The 19,741-nt window shown below is 69.0% G+C and carries 20 protein-coding genes and 1 pseudogene; 17 read left to right on the top strand and 4 right to left on the bottom strand.

Annotated features, from left to right (window positions below; all coding sequences use genetic code 11):
- Positions 1 to 24: 24 nt before the first annotated feature.
- The 13 genes from glyA to ABZT18_RS04465 all read left to right on the top strand — a co-directional run bounded on the left by glyA (position 25) and on the right by ABZT18_RS04465 (position 11,003).
- Positions 25 to 1,314: a serine hydroxymethyltransferase gene (glyA, locus tag ABZT18_RS04525; protein ID WP_354995249.1), complete on the top strand. Its 1,290-nt coding sequence runs from the start codon at positions 25 to 27 to the stop codon at positions 1,312 to 1,314.
- 7 nt (positions 1,315 to 1,321) lie between these two features.
- The gene (locus ABZT18_RS04520) at positions 1,322 to 1,732 is read left to right on the top strand and encodes a hypothetical protein (RefSeq protein WP_354995399.1); all 411 of its coding nucleotides are present in this window, start codon (positions 1,322 to 1,324) and stop codon (positions 1,730 to 1,732) included.
- Positions 1,733 to 1,921: 189 nt separating this feature from the next.
- A complete protein-coding gene (locus tag ABZT18_RS04515; RefSeq protein WP_354995248.1) occupies positions 1,922 to 2,158 on the top strand; it encodes a hypothetical protein in 237 nt (78 codons plus the stop codon).
- Positions 2,159 to 2,169: 11 nt separating this feature from the next.
- Complete coding sequence (gene atpB / locus ABZT18_RS04510; RefSeq protein ID WP_354995247.1) at positions 2,170 to 2,967, top strand: F0F1 ATP synthase subunit A; 798 nt, start codon at positions 2,170 to 2,172, stop codon at positions 2,965 to 2,967.
- Positions 2,968 to 3,033: 66 nt separating this feature from the next.
- A complete protein-coding gene (locus ABZT18_RS04505; protein ID WP_328419844.1) occupies positions 3,034 to 3,276 on the top strand; it encodes a F0F1 ATP synthase subunit C in 243 nt (80 codons plus the stop codon).
- A gap of 26 nt (positions 3,277 to 3,302) precedes the next feature.
- A complete protein-coding gene (locus ABZT18_RS04500; RefSeq protein WP_354995246.1) occupies positions 3,303 to 3,842 on the top strand; it encodes a F0F1 ATP synthase subunit B in 540 nt (179 codons plus the stop codon).
- Positions 3,842 to 4,663 (top strand): F0F1 ATP synthase subunit delta, encoded by an 822-nt coding sequence (locus ABZT18_RS04495; protein WP_354995245.1) that lies wholly within the window; start codon positions 3,842 to 3,844, stop codon positions 4,661 to 4,663. Before ABZT18_RS04500 ends, ABZT18_RS04495 begins: the two co-directional genes overlap by 1 nt.
- Before the next feature lie 117 nt (positions 4,664 to 4,780).
- Complete coding sequence (atpA, locus tag ABZT18_RS04490) at positions 4,781 to 6,433, top strand: F0F1 ATP synthase subunit alpha (protein WP_354995244.1); 1,653 nt, start codon at positions 4,781 to 4,783, stop codon at positions 6,431 to 6,433.
- 4 nt (positions 6,434 to 6,437) lie between these two features.
- The gene (locus ABZT18_RS04485; RefSeq protein ID WP_354995243.1) at positions 6,438 to 7,367 is read left to right on the top strand and encodes a F0F1 ATP synthase subunit gamma; all 930 of its coding nucleotides are present in this window, start codon (positions 6,438 to 6,440) and stop codon (positions 7,365 to 7,367) included.
- The gene (gene atpD, locus ABZT18_RS04480) at positions 7,367 to 8,803 is read left to right on the top strand and encodes a F0F1 ATP synthase subunit beta (RefSeq protein WP_354995242.1); all 1,437 of its coding nucleotides are present in this window, start codon (positions 7,367 to 7,369) and stop codon (positions 8,801 to 8,803) included. The genes ABZT18_RS04485 and atpD overlap by 1 nt, the downstream gene beginning before the upstream one ends.
- Positions 8,804 to 9,022: 219 nt before the next feature.
- Positions 9,023 to 10,165: an LCP family protein gene (locus ABZT18_RS04475; RefSeq protein ID WP_354995241.1), complete on the top strand. Its 1,143-nt coding sequence runs from the start codon at positions 9,023 to 9,025 to the stop codon at positions 10,163 to 10,165.
- A gap of 88 nt (positions 10,166 to 10,253) precedes the next feature.
- Positions 10,254 to 10,535, top strand: a complete 282-nt coding sequence (locus ABZT18_RS04470; protein WP_354995240.1) for a F0F1 ATP synthase subunit epsilon — start codon at positions 10,254 to 10,256, stop codon at positions 10,533 to 10,535.
- Between the two features lie 12 nt (positions 10,536 to 10,547).
- Positions 10,548 to 11,003: a DUF2550 domain-containing protein gene (locus tag ABZT18_RS04465; protein WP_354995239.1), complete on the top strand. Its 456-nt coding sequence runs from the start codon at positions 10,548 to 10,550 to the stop codon at positions 11,001 to 11,003.
- 222 nt (positions 11,004 to 11,225) lie between these two features.
- Here the strand turns inward: ABZT18_RS04465 and ABZT18_RS04460 are convergent, their stop codons facing one another.
- Positions 11,226 to 11,798 (bottom strand): cob(I)yrinic acid a,c-diamide adenosyltransferase, encoded by a 573-nt coding sequence (locus tag ABZT18_RS04460; protein ID WP_354995238.1) that lies wholly within the window; start codon positions 11,796 to 11,798, stop codon positions 11,226 to 11,228.
- On the opposite strand from ABZT18_RS04460, the gene murA reads away from it, so the two are divergent.
- A complete protein-coding gene (gene murA, locus ABZT18_RS04455) occupies positions 11,797 to 13,239 on the top strand; it encodes a UDP-N-acetylglucosamine 1-carboxyvinyltransferase (RefSeq protein ID WP_354995237.1) in 1,443 nt (480 codons plus the stop codon). The two genes, ABZT18_RS04460 and murA, sit on opposite strands and share 2 nt — an antisense overlap.
- An 80-nt stretch (positions 13,240 to 13,319) precedes the next feature.
- Positions 13,320 to 14,168 carry a 3-hydroxyacyl-CoA dehydrogenase family protein gene (locus tag ABZT18_RS04450; RefSeq protein ID WP_354995236.1) on the top strand — a complete coding sequence of 283 codons (849 nt, stop codon included), beginning with the start codon at positions 13,320 to 13,322 and terminating at the stop codon, positions 14,166 to 14,168.
- 232 nt (positions 14,169 to 14,400) lie between these two features.
- Here ABZT18_RS04450 and ABZT18_RS04445 read toward each other — a convergent pair whose 3' ends face one another.
- On the bottom strand, positions 14,401 to 15,246 hold the full coding sequence (locus ABZT18_RS04445; protein WP_354995235.1) for an ABC transporter permease: 846 nt from the start codon (positions 15,244 to 15,246) through the stop codon (positions 14,401 to 14,403).
- On the bottom strand, positions 15,243 to 16,094 hold the full coding sequence (locus ABZT18_RS04440) for an ABC transporter ATP-binding protein (RefSeq protein ID WP_354995234.1): 852 nt from the start codon (positions 16,092 to 16,094) through the stop codon (positions 15,243 to 15,245). Before ABZT18_RS04440 ends, ABZT18_RS04445 begins: the two co-directional genes overlap by 4 nt.
- A gap of 151 nt (positions 16,095 to 16,245) precedes the next feature.
- On the opposite strand from ABZT18_RS04440, the gene ABZT18_RS04435 reads away from it, so the two are divergent.
- Complete coding sequence (locus ABZT18_RS04435; RefSeq protein ID WP_354995233.1) at positions 16,246 to 18,252, top strand: protein meaA; 2,007 nt, start codon at positions 16,246 to 16,248, stop codon at positions 18,250 to 18,252.
- Between the two features lie 19 nt (positions 18,253 to 18,271).
- Here the strand turns inward: ABZT18_RS04435 and ABZT18_RS04430 are convergent, their stop codons facing one another.
- A complete protein-coding gene (locus tag ABZT18_RS04430; RefSeq protein ID WP_354995232.1) occupies positions 18,272 to 18,568 on the bottom strand; it encodes a DUF1540 domain-containing protein in 297 nt (98 codons plus the stop codon).
- Positions 18,569 to 19,439: 871 nt separating this feature from the next.
- Here ABZT18_RS04430 and ABZT18_RS04425 point away from each other — a divergent pair.
- A pseudogene (locus tag ABZT18_RS04425) lies at positions 19,440 to 19,741 on the top strand (hypothetical protein); the annotation flags it as partial.

Below are 19,741 nucleotides of genomic sequence, written 5' to 3'. Positions count from 1 at the left end.
TGCGGCCCCCTAGACTCGTTCGCTGTGGAGACCGAGACGAGCACCTTCTGGGGGCCGGATTTTGCGCAGCTCAGGGCCACCGATCCGGAGATCGCCGGGGTGGTCCTCGGCGAGCTGGACCGGTTGCGGGGCGGCCTGCAGCTCATCGCCAGCGAGAATCTGACGTCGCCGGCGGTGCTGGCCGCGCTCGGTTCGACGCTGACCAACAAGTACGCCGAGGGCTACCCGGGCCGGCGTTACTACGGCGGCTGCGCCGAGGTGGACCGGGCCGAGGAGATCGGCATCGCGCGGGCGAAGGAGCTCTTCGGGGCCGAGCACGCCAACCTCCAGCCGCACTCCGGGGCGAGCGCCAACCTGGCCGCGTACGCCGCGCTTGTGCAGCCGGGGGACACGGTGCTGGCGATGGACCTGCCGCACGGTGGGCACCTCACCCACGGCAGCCGGGTGAACTTCTCCGGCAAGTGGTTCCACCCGGTCGGCTACCCGGTCCGGCCGGACACCGAGCTGATCGACTACGACGAGGTACGGGACCTGGCGCGCGCGCACCGACCCAAGCTGATCATTTGTGGCGCGACCGCGTACCCGCGCCTGATCGACTTCGCGCGGTTCCGGGAGATCGCCGATGAGGTCGGCGCGTACCTGATGGTGGATGCGGCGCACTTCATCGGCCTGGTCGCCGGTCGGGCGATCCCGTCCCCGGTGCCGTACGCCGACGTCGTCTGCGCCACCACCCACAAGGTGCTGCGCGGCCCGCGTGGCGGCATGATCCTGTGCCGCGAGTCGCTGGCCCAGAGGATCGACAAGGCCGTCTTCCCGTTCACCCAGGGCGGCCCCCTGATGCACGCGGTCGCCGCCAAGGCGGTCGCGCTGCGCGAGGCCGCCCAGCCGGAGTTCCAGACGTACGCCAGGCAGGTGGTCAGCAACGCCCAGGCGCTCGCCGCCGGGCTGGCCGACGAGGGGATGCGCCCGGTGTCCGGTGGCACCGACACTCACCTCGCCCTGATCGACCTGCGGGAGCTGGGGGTGACCGGCGCCGAGGCCGAGCGTCGCTGCGACACCGCGTCGATCACCCTGAACAAGAACGCCATCCCGTACGACCCGCAGCCGCCGATGGTGGCCTCCGGCATCCGGGTGGGCACGCCGAGTGTCACCACGCAGGGCATGCGGGAGGGGGAGCTACGGCAGGTCGCCTCCCTGATCGCCCGCGCGGTGCGCACCGATCCCGGTGCACCGGGCGGCGCTGACGAGCTGACCCGGGTCGGTGCCGAGGTGGCCGAGCTGGTCGCGGCGTTCCCGGCGTACCCCCGTGGCTGAGCCCGGGATGGTCGAGGCTGACAACGACCGGCGTTGGCGGCTGCGACACCTGCCGGTGCTCCTGACCGCGTCGGCCGCGCTGGCCGCGGTAGCCGCGGTGGTGGGTGCCGTGACCGGCGGGACGACGGCCGCGTTCGGCGCGGCCGTCGGGGTGGGCGTCACGGTGCTCAGCTACACCCTCACCACGGTGGTGCTGGCCCGGGCCGACCAGATCAACCCGCAGCTGCTGTTGCCGCTCGGGCTGGGCCTGTACGTGCTGAAGTTCACCCTGTTGGGTGTGGTGATGGTGGCGGTGGCATCCACCGGCTGGCCTGGGTTGATCCCGCTCTGCCTCGGCATCGTCGCCGGGGTGGCAGTGTGGACTGCGGTGCACATCTGGTGGCTGACCACGGTGCACGCCCGCCGGTCGCGCAGCTGACCTGCCGATCGGCCGGTCGTCCCACCCAGCGGACGCGCGGCAATGTGTCGGCCTCCGGTCATTTTCCGACGGGCGGAAGGGGAGTAGCGTGCCCACAGACGACGGCGCCCACGAGAAGCCCACACAACCACGGTTGTGCGGGGGGTGAGGCACAGCCTCGTCTTCCCGGCTGATATCGTTCGCCCCGTCATGGCTGGTGACCAAACCCCCCGTCCCGCCGGCGAACCAGACGAAATTCCGTCCGGTGCCGGTCAGGGTTGGACCGCGCTCAGCTACCTCATCGGAGGCATGCTCGTGTGGGGTTTCATCGGCTGGCTGGTTGACCAGTGGCTCGACACCGGCGGCGTCGCCACCGGGATCGGCGTCGTGCTCGGTATGGCCGGGGGAATCATCCTGGTCGTCCGCCGACTCGGCACGCCTACTTAGGAAGGGACGCGGTGTTCGGACAGGCGAACGTTCTGGCAGCGGGCCAGGCGGCATTCCCACCCAGTGTGGAGGACTTTTACCTGCCCAGCATCCTGCCCTGGGGTGCGCACGACTCATACTGGTTCACCAAGATCACGGCGATGGTCTGGATCGCGGTCGGCGTCCTGATCATCTTCTTCCTGGCGACCTACCGGAACCCGCAGCTGGTGCCGACCAAGAAGCAGTGGTTCGCTGAGTCGATCTACGGCTTCGTGCGGAACAACATCGCGGTCGACATGATCGGTCACGCGGGTGTGCGGTTCGCCCCTTACTTCACGACGCTGTTCTGCTTCGTGCTGTTGACGAACGCGTTCGCGATCATCCCGTTCTTCCAGATCTCGCCGAACTCGCACATCGCCTTCCCGGCGATCCTCGCGATCATCAGCTACGTGCTGTTCAACTACATCGGCATCCGGCACCACGGCTTCGTGAAGTACTTCAAGAACTCGCTGATTCCGCCGGCACCGTGGTACATCCTGCCGCTGCTGATCCCGATCGAGCTCTTCTCGACCTTCATCGTCCGGCCGTTCTCGCTCGCGGTTCGTCTCTTCGCGAACATGTTCGCCGGTCACATGCTCCTGCTGGTCTTCACGCTCGGCGGCTTCGCCATGCTGAGCGCAAACGCCTGGCTGGCCCCGGTTTCGGTGCTCTCCTGGGTGATGACCATCGCGCTCACCTTCCTGGAGTTCCTGGTGATCTGCCTGCAGGCATACGTCTTCACCGTCCTCACCGCCAGTTACGTGCAGGGCGCGCTCGCCGACGAGCACTGATCCACCGCACCAACCGTTGTCGTCCCGCGTGAGAGTCACGCGTGATAACCAGGAGGAACCACACCAATGGACGCTAGCGTTCTCGCCGAGGTCACCGGTAGCACCGCTGCCATCGGCTACGGCCTCGCCGCCATCGGCCCGGGCATCGGCGTTGGCCTGGTCTTCGCTGCCTACATTCAGTCGACCGCCCGTCAGCCGGAATCCTCGCGGATGACCCTGCCCTACGTCTGGATCGGCTTCGCCGTCATCGAGGCGCTGGCGCTGCTGGGCATCGCCTTCGGCTTCATCTGGGCCGGTACTGCTAGCTGATTCCGCCCTTAGACCGGGAGGTAACCATGTATTTCCTCGCCGCTGAGGGTGGTGAGTCGACCCACAACCCGATCATCCCGCTCTGGCAGGAGATCGTGGTTGGTTCGGTCGCCTTCGCCGTGCTCTGCTTCGTGTTGATGAAGTTCGTTTTCCCGCGCATGGAGCAGACGTTCCAGGCTCGGGTCGACGCGATCGAGGGCGGCATCAAGCGCGCCGAGGCCGCCCAGGCCGAGGCGAACCAGCTGCTCGAGCAGTACCGTGCCCAGCTCGCTGAGGCCCGGACCGACGCCGCCAAGATCCGTGACGATGCTCGGGCCGACGCCGAGGGCATCCGGCAGGACATCCTCGCCAAGGCGCGGGAAGAGTCCGACCGGGTCATCCAGTCCGGCAAGGACGCGCTCGCCGCCGAGCGGGCCACCATCGTGCGTGAGCTGCGTGCCGAGGTCGGCACGATCGCGGTGGACCTGGCCAGCAAGATCGTTGGGGAGTCGCTGGCCGACGAGGCGCGACGCAAGGGCACCGTCGACCGGTTCCTGAGCGGTCTCGAGAGCACGGGGGCCCGCTGATGCAGGCCGCCAGCCGGGAGTCGTACAAGGTCGCGGCCGAGCGCCTCGACGCGTACGTTCGCGGCACCGACGCGGTCGACGTGGCGCACACCGCGAACGACCTGCTCGCCGTCGCCGGGCTGCTGCGACGGGAGCCCCGGCTGCGCCGGGCGCTCTCGGACCCGGCCCGGTCCGGCGAGGACCGCGCCGAACTGCTCAGCGGGATGCTGCGCGGCAAGATCGGCGATGCAGCGCTCGAGCTGCTCGCCGCGCTGGTCGCCGGCCGCTGGTCGGCGCCGTCGGAGTTGCTCGACGGCACCGAGAGGCTCGGTGTGGAGGCGGTGCTGGCCAGCACCGAGGCCGCCGGTGACCTGGGCGAGGTCGAGGACGAGCTGTTCCGTTTCGGGCAGGTCGTCACCGGCCAGCCCGCGCTCTCGGCGGTGCTGTCCAACCCCGCGGCCCCAGTGGACCAGCGGGGGGTCCTGGTCGGCGAGTTGCTCGCCGGCAAGGCTCGCCTGGCCACCGTCCGCCTCATCGAGGTGGCGCTGTCCGGCTTCGGAGGGCGCTCCTTCAGTGGATCGCTCACCCGGCTGGTCGAGCTCGCCGCCGAACGGCGGGACCGTCAGGTGGCCTACGTCACCGTGGCGGCCCCGTTGAGTGACGAGGAGGAGCGCCGCCTGGGTGCGAGCCTCAGCGCGATATACGGTCGAGAGGTCTCCGTCAAGCAGACGGTCGACCCCCACGTCCTGGGTGGCGTGAGCGTGCGGGTCGATTCCGACCTGTACGACGGCACCATCCTCCGCCGCCTCAACGAGACTCGCAACGCGCTCGCGAAGCGCTGAGCGGCTCCGCCGCCCAGCGTTGGGGCGGCTTCGTCGCCCAGCGCCCGGATTGACAGACGCCATTCGGACCGGTCGGTACTAGGTATCCCGGGCCCCTGAATTTTAAGGAAGCAGAGGATGGCCGAGCTGACCATCTCGACGGAAGAGATCCGCGGCGCCCTGGAGCGCTACGTCTCCTCCTACTCGTCCGACGTCTCCCGCGAGGAGGTCGGCACCGTCGCCGACACCGGCGACGGCATCGCCCACGTCGAGGGCCTGCCCTCGACCATGACCAACGAGCTCCTGGAGTTCGAGGACGGCACGCTCGGCGTGGCGTTGAACCTCGACGTCCGGGAGATCGGTGTCGTCGTTCTCGGTGACTCCTCCAAGCTGGAGGAGGGGCAGCGCGTCAAGCGCACCGAGCGGGTGCTCTCCGTCCCGGTCGGCGACGCCTTCCTCGGTCGCGTGGTCGACGCACTCGGCCAGCCGATCGACGGGCTCGGTGACATCGCCAACGAGGGCTTCCGCGAGCTGGAGCTGCAGGCTCCGAACGTGATGTCCCGCCAGTCGGTGTCCGAGCCGCTGCAGACCGGCATCAAGGCGATCGACGCGATGACCCCGATCGGTCGGGGCCAGCGGCAGTTGATCATCGGTGACCGGAAGACCGGCAAGACCACGGTCGCGCTGGACGCCATCCTCAACCAGCGGGACAACTGGCGCACCGGCGACCCGAAGAAGCAGGTTCGCTGCATCTACGTCGGTATCGGCCAGAAGGCCTCCACGATCGCCTCGATCAAGGGGCAGCTGGAGGAGGCCGGGGCGATGGAATACACCACCATCGTCGCTTCCCCGGCATCCGACCCGGCCGGCTTCAAGTACCTCGCCCCGTACACCGGCTCATCCATCGGGCAGCACTGGATGTACGGCGGCAAGCACGTCCTCATCGTCTTCGACGACCTGAGCAAGCAGGCCGAGGCGTACCGGGCAGTGTCGCTGCTGCTGCGTCGCCCGCCGGGCCGCGAGGCGTACCCGGGTGACGTCTTCTACCTGCACTCCCGCCTGCTGGAGCGCTGCGCGAAGCTCTCCGACGAGCTGGGTGGCGGCTCGATGACCGGTCTGCCGATCATCGAGACGAAGGCCAACGACATCTCGGCCTTCATCCCGACCAACGTCATCTCGATCACCGACGGCCAGATCTTCCTCGAGACCGACCTGTTCAACCAGGGCGTCCGGCCGGCGATCAACGTCGGCACCTCGGTCTCCCGGGTCGGCGGCGCGGCGCAGGTGAAGCCGATGCGTAAGGTCGCCGGTTCACTGCGGCTCAACCTGGCCCAGTACCGCGAGCTGGAGGCGTTCGCCGCCTTCGCCTCCGACCTGGACCGGGCCTCCCGGGCCCAGCTGGACCGCGGCGTCCGCCTGGTCGAGCTGCTCAAGCAGCCGAACTACTCGCCGTACCCGGTGCAGGAAGAGGTCGTCTCGGTCTGGGCCGGCACCGAGGGCAAGCTGGACGACATCCCCGTGGGTGAGATCCGGCGCTTCGAGGCGGAGTTCCTCCAGTACCTGCGGCACAAGCACGCGGGTGTGCTGGCCGGGATCGCCGACAACCAGTGGAGCGATGACATCATCGCCTCCCTGGACTCCGCGATCAGCGAGTTCAAGCAGGTCTTCCTCGGCAAGGCCGACGAGCGTCAGGTCAACGACGCACCGGCCACGCCGCTGGAGGGCGAGGAGAACCGCGAGACGGTGACCCGCTTCCGCGACGGCACGACCGACCGCCCGGCCGAGAGCTGATCCCGTGGCGGCCCAGGTACGCGTTCTTCGTCAACGGATCCGCTCGGCGAAGTCGATGAAGAAGATCACCAAGGCGATGGAGCTCGTGGCGACGAGCCGGATCGCCAAGGCCCAGGCCCGGGTGCAGGCGTCCCTGCCGTACGCCCAGGCCATCACCGGCGTGCTCACGGCGCTGGCGTCCAACGCGCGGATCGACCACCCGTTGCTCACCCCGCGCGAGCGGGTGCGGCGGGCGGGTGTCCTGCTGGTCACCAGCGACCGCGGCCTGGCCGGCGGTTACAGCTCCAACGCGATCAGGATGGCGGAGTCGCTGATCGCGCGGCTCAAGGCGGACGGCAAGGAGCCGGTGCTCTACGTCATCGGGCGTAAGGGCGTCGGGTTCTACCGGTTCCGCGATCGGCCGATCGAGGCGAACTGGACCGGGTTCAGCGAGCAGCCGTCGTTCGAGGACGCCCGTGCGGTGGGTGAGACGCTGATCAAGGCGTTCACCGCCGGTGCGGACGACGTCGACGGCGGTGCCGGTGCGGACGGGGTGCTCGGCGTCGACGAGTTGCACATCGTCTACACCGAGTTCCACTCGCTGATGACGCAGAACCCGGTCACCAAGGTCATCGGTCCGATGCAGGTGGAGGACCGGCCGCGCTCCGAGGGGCTGCTGCCGGCGTACGAGTTCGAGCCGGAGGCGGAGGCGCTGCTCGACGCGCTCCTGCCGAGGTACATCAACACGCGGATCTACGCGGCGTTGATCGAGTCGGCGGCGAGCGAGTCGGCGGCACGGCGGCGGGCGATGAAGAGCGCCACCGACAATGCCGAAGACATGATCGACAAGTACACGCGTGAGATGAACTCGGCCCGGCAGGCCGGGATCACCCAGGAGATCAGCGAGATCGTCGGCGGCGCGAACGCGCTGGCCGCGTCGGGAAGTGAAGTGTGATGACTGCACCAGTAGAGACCAAGACGGCCACGGGTCGCGTGGTCCGGGTCATCGGCCCGGTCGTCGACGCCGAGTTCCCGCGCGACGCCATGCCGGCCCTGTTCAACGCCCTGAACGTTGACGTGAACCTGTCCGGCGGTGAGAAGACGCTGACCCTGGAGGTCGCCCAGCACCTGGGTGACAACCTGGTTCGCGCCATCTCGATGCAGCCGACGGACGGTCTGGTTCGCGGCGCGGAGGTGCGTGACCGCGGCGAGCCGATCAGCGTTCCGGTGGGCGACGCGGTCAAGGGCCACGTGTTCAACGCGATCGGCGAGTGCCTCAACCTCACCGAGGGTGAGACCATCCAGGCCGACGACCGGTGGGGCATCCACCGCAAGGCCCCGGCCTTCGCCGACCTGGAGCCGAAGACCGAGATGCTGGAGACCGGCATCAAGGTCATCGACCTGCTCGCCCCCTACGTCAAGGGCGGCAAGATTGGTCTGTTCGGCGGCGCGGGTGTGGGCAAGACGGTGCTCATCCAGGAGATGATCACCCGTGTGGCCCGCAACTTCGGTGGTACCTCGGTCTTCGCCGGCGTGGGTGAGCGCACCCGTGAGGGCAACGACCTCATCGCCGAGATGACCGAGTCCGGCGTCATCGACAAGACCGCGCTGGTCTTCGGTCAGATGGACGAGCCGCCGGGCACCCGGCTGCGGGTGGCGCTCTCCGCGCTGACCATGGCGGAGTACTTCCGCGACGTGAAGAAGCAGGAGGTGCTGCTCTTCATCGACAACATCTTCCGCTTCACCCAGGCCGGTTCTGAGGTCTCCACCCTGCTCGGCCGTATGCCGAGCGCGGTGGGCTACCAGCCGACCCTGGCCGACGAGATGGGCGAGCTCCAGGAGCGGATCACCTCCGTCCGGGGTCAGGCCATCACCTCCATGCAGGCGATCTACGTGCCGGCGGACGACTACACCGACCCCGCCCCGGCCACCACGTTCGCCCACCTGGACGCGACCACCAACCTGGAGCGGTCGATCTCTGACAAGGGCATCTACCCGGCCGTGGACCCGCTGGCGTCCTCGTCCCGGATCCTCGCCCCGGAGTTCGTCGGCGCCGAGCACTTCCAGGTCGCCACCGAGGTCAAGCGGATCCTGCAGCGCTACCGCGACCTGCAGGACATCATCGCCATCCTCGGCATCGAGGAGCTCTCCGAGGAAGACAAGATCACCGTGCAGCGCGCGCGGCGGATCGAGCGCTTCCTGTCGCAGAACACCTACGCGGCGGAGCAGTTCACCGGCGTGGCGGGCTCGACGGTCCCGATCAAGGAGACCATCGAGGCTTTCCGCAAGATCAGCGAGGGCGAGTACGACCACTTCCCCGAGCAGGCGTTCTTCATGTGCGGCGGTCTTGAGGACCTGGAGCGCAAGGCCGAGGAACTGATGAAGGACTGACAGCTCGACCAGAGCTGAAACAAAAGACTGCCCCGGCAATGCCGGGGCAGTCTTTTGTTCATGTTCGCGTCCTATCATCGTCGCGGTCCGTTACTCCTGGTCGTCGGTTCCGACTCGACCGAGATACGGTCGGTCCGCGCTCACCTGAACGAGCGTTGATCTTTGCAACCTTTCGACGACGTGCGCCCGTCTTCCTCTTCGTGGGCGTAACGAACGGAGATGCTCGTGGGTAAGGCCGGCAAGAGTGGCCGCAAGTCGTCCGTCTGGCGTGGTGTGCCGCGCTGGGCCAGGATCTGCACGGTGTTCGGCACTGTGCTGACCGTGCTCAGCGGGGCGGTGCTGGTCGGCACTGAGGTGCTCCTGGCCCGCTACGAGGGGGCGGTCGGTAAGGCCGACCTGTTCGGCGACCAGGCGGCAGGTGCCCAGGCGAAGAAGAGTGAGATCAAGGGCCCGCTCAACATTCTGCTCGTCGGGATCGACCCGCGTACGCCAACGGCCGCGCCCCTGGCCGATTCGATCATGGTGCTGCACGTGCCGGCGTCGATGGACCGGGCCTACCTGTTCTCGATGCCACGGGACCTCTACGTGCACATCCCGCCGTTCAAGAAGGCCGACTTCCCGGGCGAGACCACGAAGATCAACGCCGCCATGTCGTTCGGCAGCCGGGTCCCCGGGGCGAACCCGGACGCTGCTCGGGGCTTCGAGCTGCTGGCCACCACGGTGCAGAACGCGACCGGCATCAAGCGGTTCGACGCCGGCGCGATCATCAACTTCACCGGCTTCCAGAAGATCGTCGATGCCATCGGCGGTGTCGACATGTACATCGAGCGGGAAGTGAAGTCCGAGCACAAGCAGCCGGACGGCACGGCACGGCCGGGCAATACGCGCGGTGAGGGCTATGTCGGCCCGCAGGCGATCTACAAGAAGGGCAACCAGCACCTGAGCGGGTGGCAGGCATTGGACTACGTCCGGCAGCGTTATCCGAAGAATGGTGTCCTGGACTCCGACTACGGCCGGCAGCGCCACCAGCAGCAGTTCGTCAAGGCCATGGTCGGCCAGGCGTTCAGCGCGGACGTGGTGTCCAATCCCATCAAGCTCGACAAGGTGCTCCGCGCCGCCGGGCAGTCGCTGATCTTCAACGGTCGGGGCAACAGCGTCGTCGACTTCGGGATCGCCCTGAAGGACGTCCGCCCCAACACCATCCAGATGATCAAGCTCCCCGGTGGTGGGGTCTTCGAAGGCAAGAAGTACCTGGGTGAGCAGTTCCAGGCAGGCGTACCGGACTTCTTCACAGCCCTGCACAACGAGCAACTCGACCCGTTCCTACTGGAACACCCGGAATTCCTGAACAAGGCCAAGTAGACGTGGCGCGGTTCTCCCCACCCGTGTTGGGAGCGCGGCGGCGTCAGGCTAGACTTTCGGCAATCCGTCGCCGCAGCAAGGAGACAGCGTGGCACAGCAGCTTCACGTCGAGCTCGTCGCCGTCGAGGAGAAGGTCTGGTCGGGTGACGCCGAAATGGTCGTCGCCCGGACGACTGAAGGCGAGCTCGGTGTCCTGCCAGGGCACGCGCCGCTGCTCGGCCAGCTCGCCGAGCCCGGCCAGGTGCGCATCAAGCTTGCCGGCGGTGAGCAGGTCTCCTACGAGGTGGCCGGCGGCTTCCTCTCGGTGAGCGCCAACGGCGTCATCGTGTTGGCCGAGAGCGCAACCCCGGTTTCCGCGCAGAGCCGCTGAGCCGTACCGGGGATGGAGATCGTCGGAGGATTCGGAATCGGCGTTGCTGTCATCCTCGGCGCGCTTCTCATCCTCTTCGTCCGGCGAGCTCTGGTCACCCGCAGCGGTGGCATCATCCGGCTGAGCGTCCGGGTCACCACCATGCTCGACGGTCGCGGTTGGTCACCGGGCTTCGGCCGGTTCGCGAGTGACGAGCTGCGCTGGTATCGGATGTTCAGCTTCGCGCTGCGGCCCAAGCGTGTGCTCTCCCGCAAGGGCCTCGCGGTGGAGCGCCGTCGCTTGCCGGAAGGTCAGGAGCGGCTCTCCATGCCGGCCGACTGGGTGATCCTCCGCTGTACCAGTCACCACGCACCGGTGGAGATCGCCATGGCGCGGTCGACCGTGACCGGTTTCCTCTCTTGGCTCGAGGCCGCCCCTCCGGGGGCGGTCTCGCCGCGTCTGGCCTCCCAGGACTGGCCCGCCGCCTGACCCGTTGGTGGTCGCCGTCCGGGTTTCCGGCGGCTTGATCGACACGGTATCGGCGATGTCGGGGTGTCCGGCTGGCCTGGATACCCAGACATCGCCGACCTGGAGTTGATCAAGGCGTCGGGTCAGCCGGCCATCCCAGCTTGTCGAGGAGCCGCCCCCAGCTACGCGTGGGGGCGGCCAGATCGGGAACCCACACCTCGACGTGGTGCAGAGTGCCCACGTTCAGCGCTTGCCGCCCGGCACCCATAGCACATCGCCCGCCGGATTTGCCGTTCTTGACAGGATAAAGAGCAGATCGGAGAGCCGGTTGAGATACTTTGCCGGGAGCGGGCTGGTCCGTTCCGGATCGTGGCTGACCAGCGCCCACGCTGACCGTTCGGCACGCCGGGCGATGGTCCGCGCCACGTGCAGCAGCGCCGCACCCGCGGTGCCGCCGGGGAGGATGAAGGAGTCGAGGTTGCTCAGGCGTGCGTTGTACTCGTCGCACCAACCTTCCAAGCGCTCGACGTACTCCTCGGTCACCCGCAGCGGCGGGTACTTCGGATCCGGCTCGACCGGGGTGGCCAGGTCGGCGCCCACGTCGAACAGGTCGTTCTGCACCGACCCCAGCACGCCCCGCAGTTCCTCGTCGAGATCGCCCAGGGCGATAGCGACGCCGATCGCCGCGTTGCACTCGTCGACATCCGCGTACCCGGCGATCCGCGGATCGGTCTTCGGCACCTGCTCGTTGTTGCTCAGCCTGGTCATGCCGGCATCGCCGGCCTTGGTGTAGATGCGCGTGAGGTGGACGGCCATGACGCACAGCCTACGGATTCCCGACCTGACGATCCCGACGCGGCCGGACAACACCGCCGGCTGGCCGGTGGTGGTGGGTCCCGGCGACGCCGGCGATCCAGCGGTCAACGATGTCGACGTCATCCGGGTCCACGGTGACGCCCGGCTGGCCGGCACCGTGCACGTGGTCGGTGCCAAGAACTCGGCGTTGAAGTTGATGGCCGCCGCGCTGCTCGCACCGGGCCGCAGTGTGATCACGAATGTCCCGCGGATCACCGACATCGCGATCATGGGAGAGGTGCTGCGTCGGCTGGGCTGCGACGTCCGGTTCGAGGCGGACGACCCGGTGGACCCGATGGTCGCCCGCGGTGGAGTGGCCCGGTCCCGTTCAGTGACCATCGATGTGCCTGAGCAGCCGGGCGCGGACGCCGACTACGACCTGGTCCGACGGTTGCGCGCGTCGATCTGTGTGCTCGGCCCGCTGCTGGCCCGCCGGGGGTACGTGCGGGTGGCCCATCCCGGCGGCGACGCCATCGGGTCACGGGGGCTGGACATGCACATCTCCGGGCTGACCCGGATGGGCGCGGAGATCTCCGGTGAGCACGGATTCGTCATCGCCTCCGCCCCGCACGGGCTGCGCGGCGCGGACATCGTGCTGGACTTCCCGAGCGTCGGCGCGACCGAGAACCTGGTGATGGCGGCGGTGCTGGCCCAGGGCACCACGATGATCGACAACGCGGCCCGGGAGCCGGAGATCGTCGACATCTGCACCATGCTCAACCAGATGGGCGCGCGGATCTCCGGTGCCGGCACGTCCACGTTGCGGATCACCGGCGTGCCCGGCCTTCGACCGGTCCGACACGCCACGGTGGGGGACCGGATCGTCGCCGGCACCTGGGCATTCGGGGCGGCGATGACCCGGGGCGACGTGACGGTGACCGGGCTGGACCCGGCGTTCCTGGAGGTCGCGCTGGACAAGGTGGTGGCGGCCGGCGGCCTGGTGGAGACCCGGGGGGACGGCTTCCGCGTACGCATGGACGACCCGCCCCGGGCGGTGGACGTCGTGACGCTGCCGTACCCCGGCTTCGCCACCGACCTCCTGCCGATGGCGATCGGGCTGGCCGCGGTCAGCGACGGCGCCTCCCTGATCACCGAGAACATCTTCGACGGCCGGTTCATGTTCGCGAACGAGATGATGCGGCTGGGCGCGGACATCAAGACCGACGGGCACCACGCGGTGGTCCGCGGGCGCGACCGGCTCTCCGGTGCCCCGGTGCGGGCCACCGACATCCGCGCCGGCGCGGGGCTGATCATCGCCGGGCTCTGCGCGGAGGGGGCCACCGAGGTCTCCCACGTCCACCACGTCGACCGGGGTTACCCGGACTTCGTGGCCGACCTGCGGGCACTCGGGGTGGCCGTCGAGCGGGGCACCACGCCGGAGGAGCCGGCGCTGGAGATCTGACGCCCGACCGGGCTTAGCCATCGTTCAGGCTCGCCGACTAGGGTGCAGGGAGGCACTCAATCGCAGCGAGGGAGAAGTAGATGGCGGGTCGACTCGCAGTCGTCGGGGCCGGGCTGATGGGCTCCGGCATCGCCCAGGTGGCGGCGCAGGCCGGCTGGCAGGTGACGTTGCGCGATCTGGACGACGCGGCCACCACCCGGGGTCTCGGCGGCATCCGGAAGTCACTGGAGAAGTTCGCCGAGAAGGGCCGGATCGAGGCGTCCGAGGTCGAGGCGACGCTCGCCCGGATCACCCCGACCACCGACCTGGAGGCGGCGGCGGACGCGGACATCGTGGTCGAGGCGGTCTTCGAGCGGCTGGAGATCAAGCACGAGGTGTTCCGCGCCCTGGACAAGATCTGCAAGGCCGATGCGGTGCTCGCCACCAACACCTCGGCCATCCCGGTCACCCAGATCGCCGCGGTCACCGAGCGGCCCGAGGCCGTCGTCGGCACGCACTTCTTCTCCCCGGTGCCGATGATGCAGCTCTGCGAGCTGATCCGTGGCTACAAGACCAGCGACGCCACGCTGGCCACCGTGCGGGCCTTCGCCGAGGAGATCGGTAAGACGGTCGTGGTGGTCAACCGGGACATCGCCGGCTTCGTCACGACCCGGCTGATCTCCGCCCTGGTGGTGGAGGCGGTCAAGCTGGTCGAGTCCGGCGTGGTCTCCGCGGAGGACCTGGACACCGCCTGCCGCCTGGGCTTCGGGCACGCCATGGGCCCGCTGGCCACCACCGACCTGACCGGCGTCGACGTGCTGCTGCACGCCTCGAAGAACATCTACACCGACACCGCGGACGAGAAGTTCTTCCCGCCGGAGCTGCTCCAGCGCATGGTCACCGCCGGCGACCTGGGCCGCAAAACCGGCAAGGGCTTCTACACGTACTAACCCCCGCCCCGCCCCCCCGCCCCCCGCCCCCCGCGCCCCCGCCCCCCGCGCCCCCGCGTCCCCCGCCCCGTCGATCTAGGGCTAATCGCTGTCGTTTGAGATCAACAAGCGACAACGAGCCCTAGATCGGCGGGGTAGGGGTGCCGGGCGGGAGCCCGGCTCGGGCGGGCGGGAGGGAGGGAGGGCGGGAGGGCGGGAGGGCGGGAGGCCGGCGGGTGGGTAGGTGGGTGGGTTAGCCGTCGCGCTTTGTGGTCCAGCGGAAGGTGGTTAGGCAGAGCACCACGCCGATCACGCACCACAGGGCCAGCACCAGCGCGACCCGGCCCAGCTCGAACGAACCGCCCGGTTCCTGGGCTCCGAAGCCGGACGGCAGGAAGACCGACCGCAGCCCCTGGCACATCCACTTGAGCGGGAACAGCGCCGCCACCTGCTGCATCCAGGTGGGCAGGTCGGTGAAGACGAAGAAGACCCCGGAGATGAACTGGAGCACCAGGGCGACCGGGGTGACCACCGCCGAGCCACTGCGGGCGGTGCGGGCCAGCGAGGAGATCGCGATACCGCACAGGGTGCAGGCGGTCACGCCGAGCACGGAGACCCAACCGAAGGTGAGCCACTTCCCGGCCGTACCCGGCAGGTCCAGGTCGAACAGCGCCACCGCGACGGCCAGCAGCAGTGCGGTCTCGGCGATGCCGATCGCCACCACCATGATCACCTTGCCGGCGAACCAGACCCACTTCGGCATCGGCGTGCCCCGATAGCGCTTGAGCACGCCCCGGTCCCGCTCGATCGGGATCCAGATGCCGAGGTTCTGGAAGCTCACCGTCATGAGTCCGGTCGCGATCATGCCGGTGATGAAGTACTGGGTGTACTTGACCCCGCCGCCGATCTCTCCGCTGAAGATCGACGCGAAGATCAGGATCATGATGATCGGGAAACCCATGGTGAAGACCACGGACTCCCGGCTGCGCAGGAACTGGGTGATCTCCAGCCGGCCCTGCCGCAGGGCGAGCGCGCCGGCACCCGGCCGTCGGCTGCGGGTCGCGGCGACCGGCGTCGCCGGCTTCGTCGTGGTGGTCATCGCGCGTGTCCGATCATGGTGAGGTAGACGTCCTCCAGGGTCGGCCGCGTCACGGTGAGCCCCGGGACCTCGCCGCCGTAGCGCGCGGCCAGGTCGGCCACCAGGGCCGTCGGCGTCGCGCTCTGCGCGCTCTCCAACGTCCCGTCGGGGGTACGCCAGGAGACCGTCGCGAGGGCCTCCTGCCGGTTGCCCAGCCGGTTCGGGGCGGCCACCTCGACCAGCCGGCCCCCGGCGATCACACCGACCCGATCGGCCAGCGACTCCGCCTCGTCCAGGTAGTGGGTGGTCAGCACGATGGTGGTGCCGGCGGCAGCCAGATCGCGGATCAGCTCCCAGAACTCGCGGCGCGCCTCGGGGTCGAAGCCGGTGGTCGGCTCGTCGAGGAAGAGCAGCTCCGGCCGGCCGATGATGCCGAGCGCCACGTCGAGGCGGCGCTTCTGCCCACCGGAGAGGGTGTGGGTGCGTGCCTTCGCCTTGCTGGCCAGCCCGACCCGCTCGATCACCTTGTCCGGGTCGTCGGCGTCGGGATAGAAGCCGGAGAAGTGCCGGATCACCTCGGCGACGGTCAGCTCGTCGAACTCGCCGGTGCCCTGGAGCACGATGCCCACCCGGGACCGCCAGTCGGGGCCGGGATGCGCGGGGTCCACGCCGAGAACCGAGACCTCGCCGCCGTCCCTGCCCCGGTAACCCTCGAGGATCTCCACCGTGGTGGTCTTGCCGGCGCCGTTCGGGCCGAGCAGGGCGAACACCTCGCCACGGTGGACGTCGAGATCCACGCCCGCTACCGCGACGTTGTCGCCGTACGCCTTGCGCAGCCCTCGGACGGAGATGGCCAGCTCGTCATCCATGACGTCCAGTGTGCGTCCTGGCCTGGTCGGGGTCGTGCCCGGGGTGTGGCGGTCCGCGCCACTGCTGCCGCTTCGCACCCGGACGTCCCCGACATGGACCTGTGTGGTTTTCCACAGCCCGTTTTACTGAACGGTAACTTAAACTCCGGCCATGGATGAGACGGCATCTTCGGGGCGGCTGCCCGAGCGGGACCGCCCGTGGGTGATGCGCACCTACGCAGGCCATTCGTCGGCTGCCGCGACCAACGCCCTCTTCCGCCGCAACCTGGCGAAGGGGCAGACCGGCCTCTCGGTCGCCTTCGACCTGCCGACCCAGACCGGGTACGACCCGGACCACGAGCTGGCCGCCGGTGAGGTCGGCCGGGTCGGCGTGCCAGTGGCCCACCTCGGCGACATGCGGGCGCTCTTCGACGGTCTCCCGCTCGCCGAGATGAACACCTCGATGACCATCAACGCCCCGGCGATGTGGCTGCTCGCCCTCTACGGCACCGTGGGGCTGGAGCAGGGCGCCGAGCTGGCCCGCTGCGCCGGCACCACGCAGAACGACATCATCAAGGAGTACCTGTCCCGGGGCACCTACATCTTTCCGCCAGCGGCGTCGTTGCGGCTCACCGCCGACGTCGTGGCGTACACGCTGCGCGAGATGCCACGGTGGAACCCGGTCAACATCTGCTCGTACCACCTCCAGGAGGCCGGTGCCACGCCCGTGCAGGAGGTCGGCTTCGCGCTGGCCACCGCGGTCGCCGTGCTCGACGAGGTCCGCGACTCCGGCCAGGTGCCCGCCGAGCGGATGGGCGACGTGGTGCAGCGGATCTCGTTCTTCGTCAACGCCGGGGTGCGCTTCGTCGAGGAGATCGCCAAGATGCGCGCGTTCGGCGTGCTCTGGGACGAGATCACCCGGGACCGGTACGGGGTCACCGACGCCAAGCAACGCCGGTTCCGGTACGGCGTGCAGGTCAACTCGCTCGGCCTCACCGAGGCGCAGCCGGAGAACAACATCCAGCGCATCGTGCTGGAGATGCTCGGCGTGACGATGTCCCGTGATGCCCGGGCCCGCGCGGTGCAACTGCCCGCCTGGAACGAGGCGCTCGGCCTGCCCCGCCCCTGGGACCAGCAGTGGTCGCTGCGGATGCAGCAGGTCCTGGCGTACGAGTCGGACCTGCTCGAATATCCCGACCTCTTCGCCGGCTCGCACGTGATGACCGCGCTGGTCGACGAGATCGTCACCGGGGCACGGGCCGAACTGGACAAGGTGCTGGAGTTGGGCGGCGTGGTTGCCGCCGTGGAAACCGGATACCTCAAGAGCGCCCTGGTCGCCGCGCTGGCCGAGCGCCGCCGTCGGATGGAGTCCGGTGCCGACGTGGTGGTAGGCGTCAACCGGTACGCCGAGACCGAACCCTCCCCGCTGACCGCCGCCGGTGCGGAAGCCGTCGAGCAGGTCGACCCTTCGGTCGAGGCGGCCGCCGTCGACGGCGTACACCGGTGGCGGGCCGATCGGGACACGGCCGCGGTCGACGCGGCCCTTGCCCGGCTCCGCGCGGACGCCGCGACCACCACCAACCTCATGCCGGCCACCCTGGAGTGTGTGCGAGTCGGCGTGACCACCGGCGAGTGGGCCGGTGCGCTGCGCCAGGTCTTCGGCGAGTACCGGGCACCGACCGGCCTGGCCGGCGGCACCGGCAGCGGCGGCGACCCGGGTCTCGCGGCCGTCCGCGAGCGGGTCACCGCCACCGCTCGCGAGCTGGGCAGCGGCCGACTGCGGCTGCTGGTCGGCAAACCCGGCCTGGACGGGCACTCCAACGGCGCGGAGCAGATCGCGGTACGCGCCCGCGACGCCGGCTTCGAGGTCGTCTACCAGGGCATCCGGCTCACCGCAGGGCAGATCGTCGCCGCCGCCGTCGAGGAGGACGTCGACCTGGTCGGGCTTTCCGTGCTCTCCGGGTCGCACCTGGCCGCCGTGCCCGCGGTGCTCGACGGTCTGCGCGCCGCCGGTCGGGCGGACCTACCGGTGGTCGTTGGCGGCATCATCCCCGCCGGTGACGCGGACACGCTCCGGGCCGCCGGGGTTGCCCGCGTCTTCACCCCGAGGGACTTCGCCCTCACTGGCATCATCGACGACCTGGTGACGGTGATCCGCCGCGCCAACGACCTGCCCTGAACGGGCTGGGGGCGGAGGGTCAGCGGCCGTCGTAGGTCATGCAGTCGGCCAGATCGTTGTCCGGGCCGACCTTGATGGACGACGCGTGGCACTCGAGCTGCTCATTGTGCCGGCAGTCGGACCGCTGACACGCGCCCACCTGAGCGATCAGGCTCTCCATACCGCCCCGGACGGGCGACTCGACGAACGTGTGGCAGTGCGCGTGATCCATGCTGCCGATCGTGATCGCGAAGGCGTGGCAGTCGCCGGCGCTGTTGTACGCGCAGGCGGCGACCACACACTCCTGGACTCGGGGCATCTCCAACGCTGCGGTCATGACGGCCTCCTCTAGTCTTTTGCCCGATCGTAGGCTTTTGCCGGCTTCGTAACCCTCGCTATGCCAGCCCATCCCGCCGATGGGTGGCCGGCCGCGCTCGGTCGGCATGTGTGGCGTGGCCTTGTTCGGTGGGTGTGTTCGGCGTGGCCCCGTTCTGAGGGCCTGTTCGGCGTGGCCTTGTTCGGTCAGGCTGCGAGGCGTGGCCTCGCCTGGTCTGGTGGCTGGCGTTGCTCGTTGGCCGCGATACCTCACAGGCATATATATGCCTTAGAGGTATAACGCTGACTGCCGACCTCGCCCCGGGCGCGCCTCGTCGCGGCGGCCGACCTCCGTATCGGCGATGTCGCGGTGTCCCGACCCCGGGATGCCCCCACGTCCGCGACATGGAGTCGATCACCCCTCTGGGATCGGTCCACGCCCGGAACATTGGGTTATCTACCGTCCGGATGTCCGGTATGGGTACCTCCGTCCTGTGACCGGTCGCACCCGTGGCCTGGAATCATGGCGGGCCCGGGGTCGTTACATACCCTGACGATCGCAGTACCACCGGCCCGCCACCCCGCGCCTCAGGGTTGGAGCGCCGACCCGGGGTTGGAATGCTCGACCCCGCCCGGTCGTTACGGTTACCTACGAACGACCGCTCGGCCACCGCCTCCACGAGGGTGCCGATGGATGGGCCGCCCCCGGAATGACCCCGGCCCCCCGGTCGTTACACCTGGACCCGGCGCCACGAGCCCTGCGCCCGTAGGCCGCCGACCCCCAAGACTTTTCCCCTTGATTTCTGATGCGCCCGGACGAGGTGCTCACACCCCGCACGCCGTTTCCCCCTTGTGGCGGCTGGGTGTCCTTACCCCCGAAGGAGCTAACCCTCATGAACACGATCATTCGTAAGAGCGTGCTGTCCGTTGCTGGTTTCGCGTTCGCCGGTGGTGTCTTCGCCGGTCCGATCGCCGCCCACGCCAACCCGGTCGATACCAAGCCGGTCGCGGTCGCGGTGCAGAGCGCCAAGCCGCAGGGCGATCAGTCCCGGATCACCCTGAACGATGAGCAGAGCGCCAACGTGAAGGCCATCATCGCCGCCACGAAGAAGGCCGGACTGCCGGAGCGGGCCGCGGTCATCTCCATCGCCACGAGCCTGCAGGAGTCGAAGCTGGAGAACCTCGGCCACCTCGG

The sequence above is a fragment of the Micromonospora sp. NPDC005291 genome, from assembly GCF_040607415.1.
Lineage (GTDB): Bacteria > Actinomycetota > Actinomycetes > Mycobacteriales > Micromonosporaceae > Micromonospora.
This window is presented reverse-complemented; position numbering and strand designations above follow the sequence as displayed.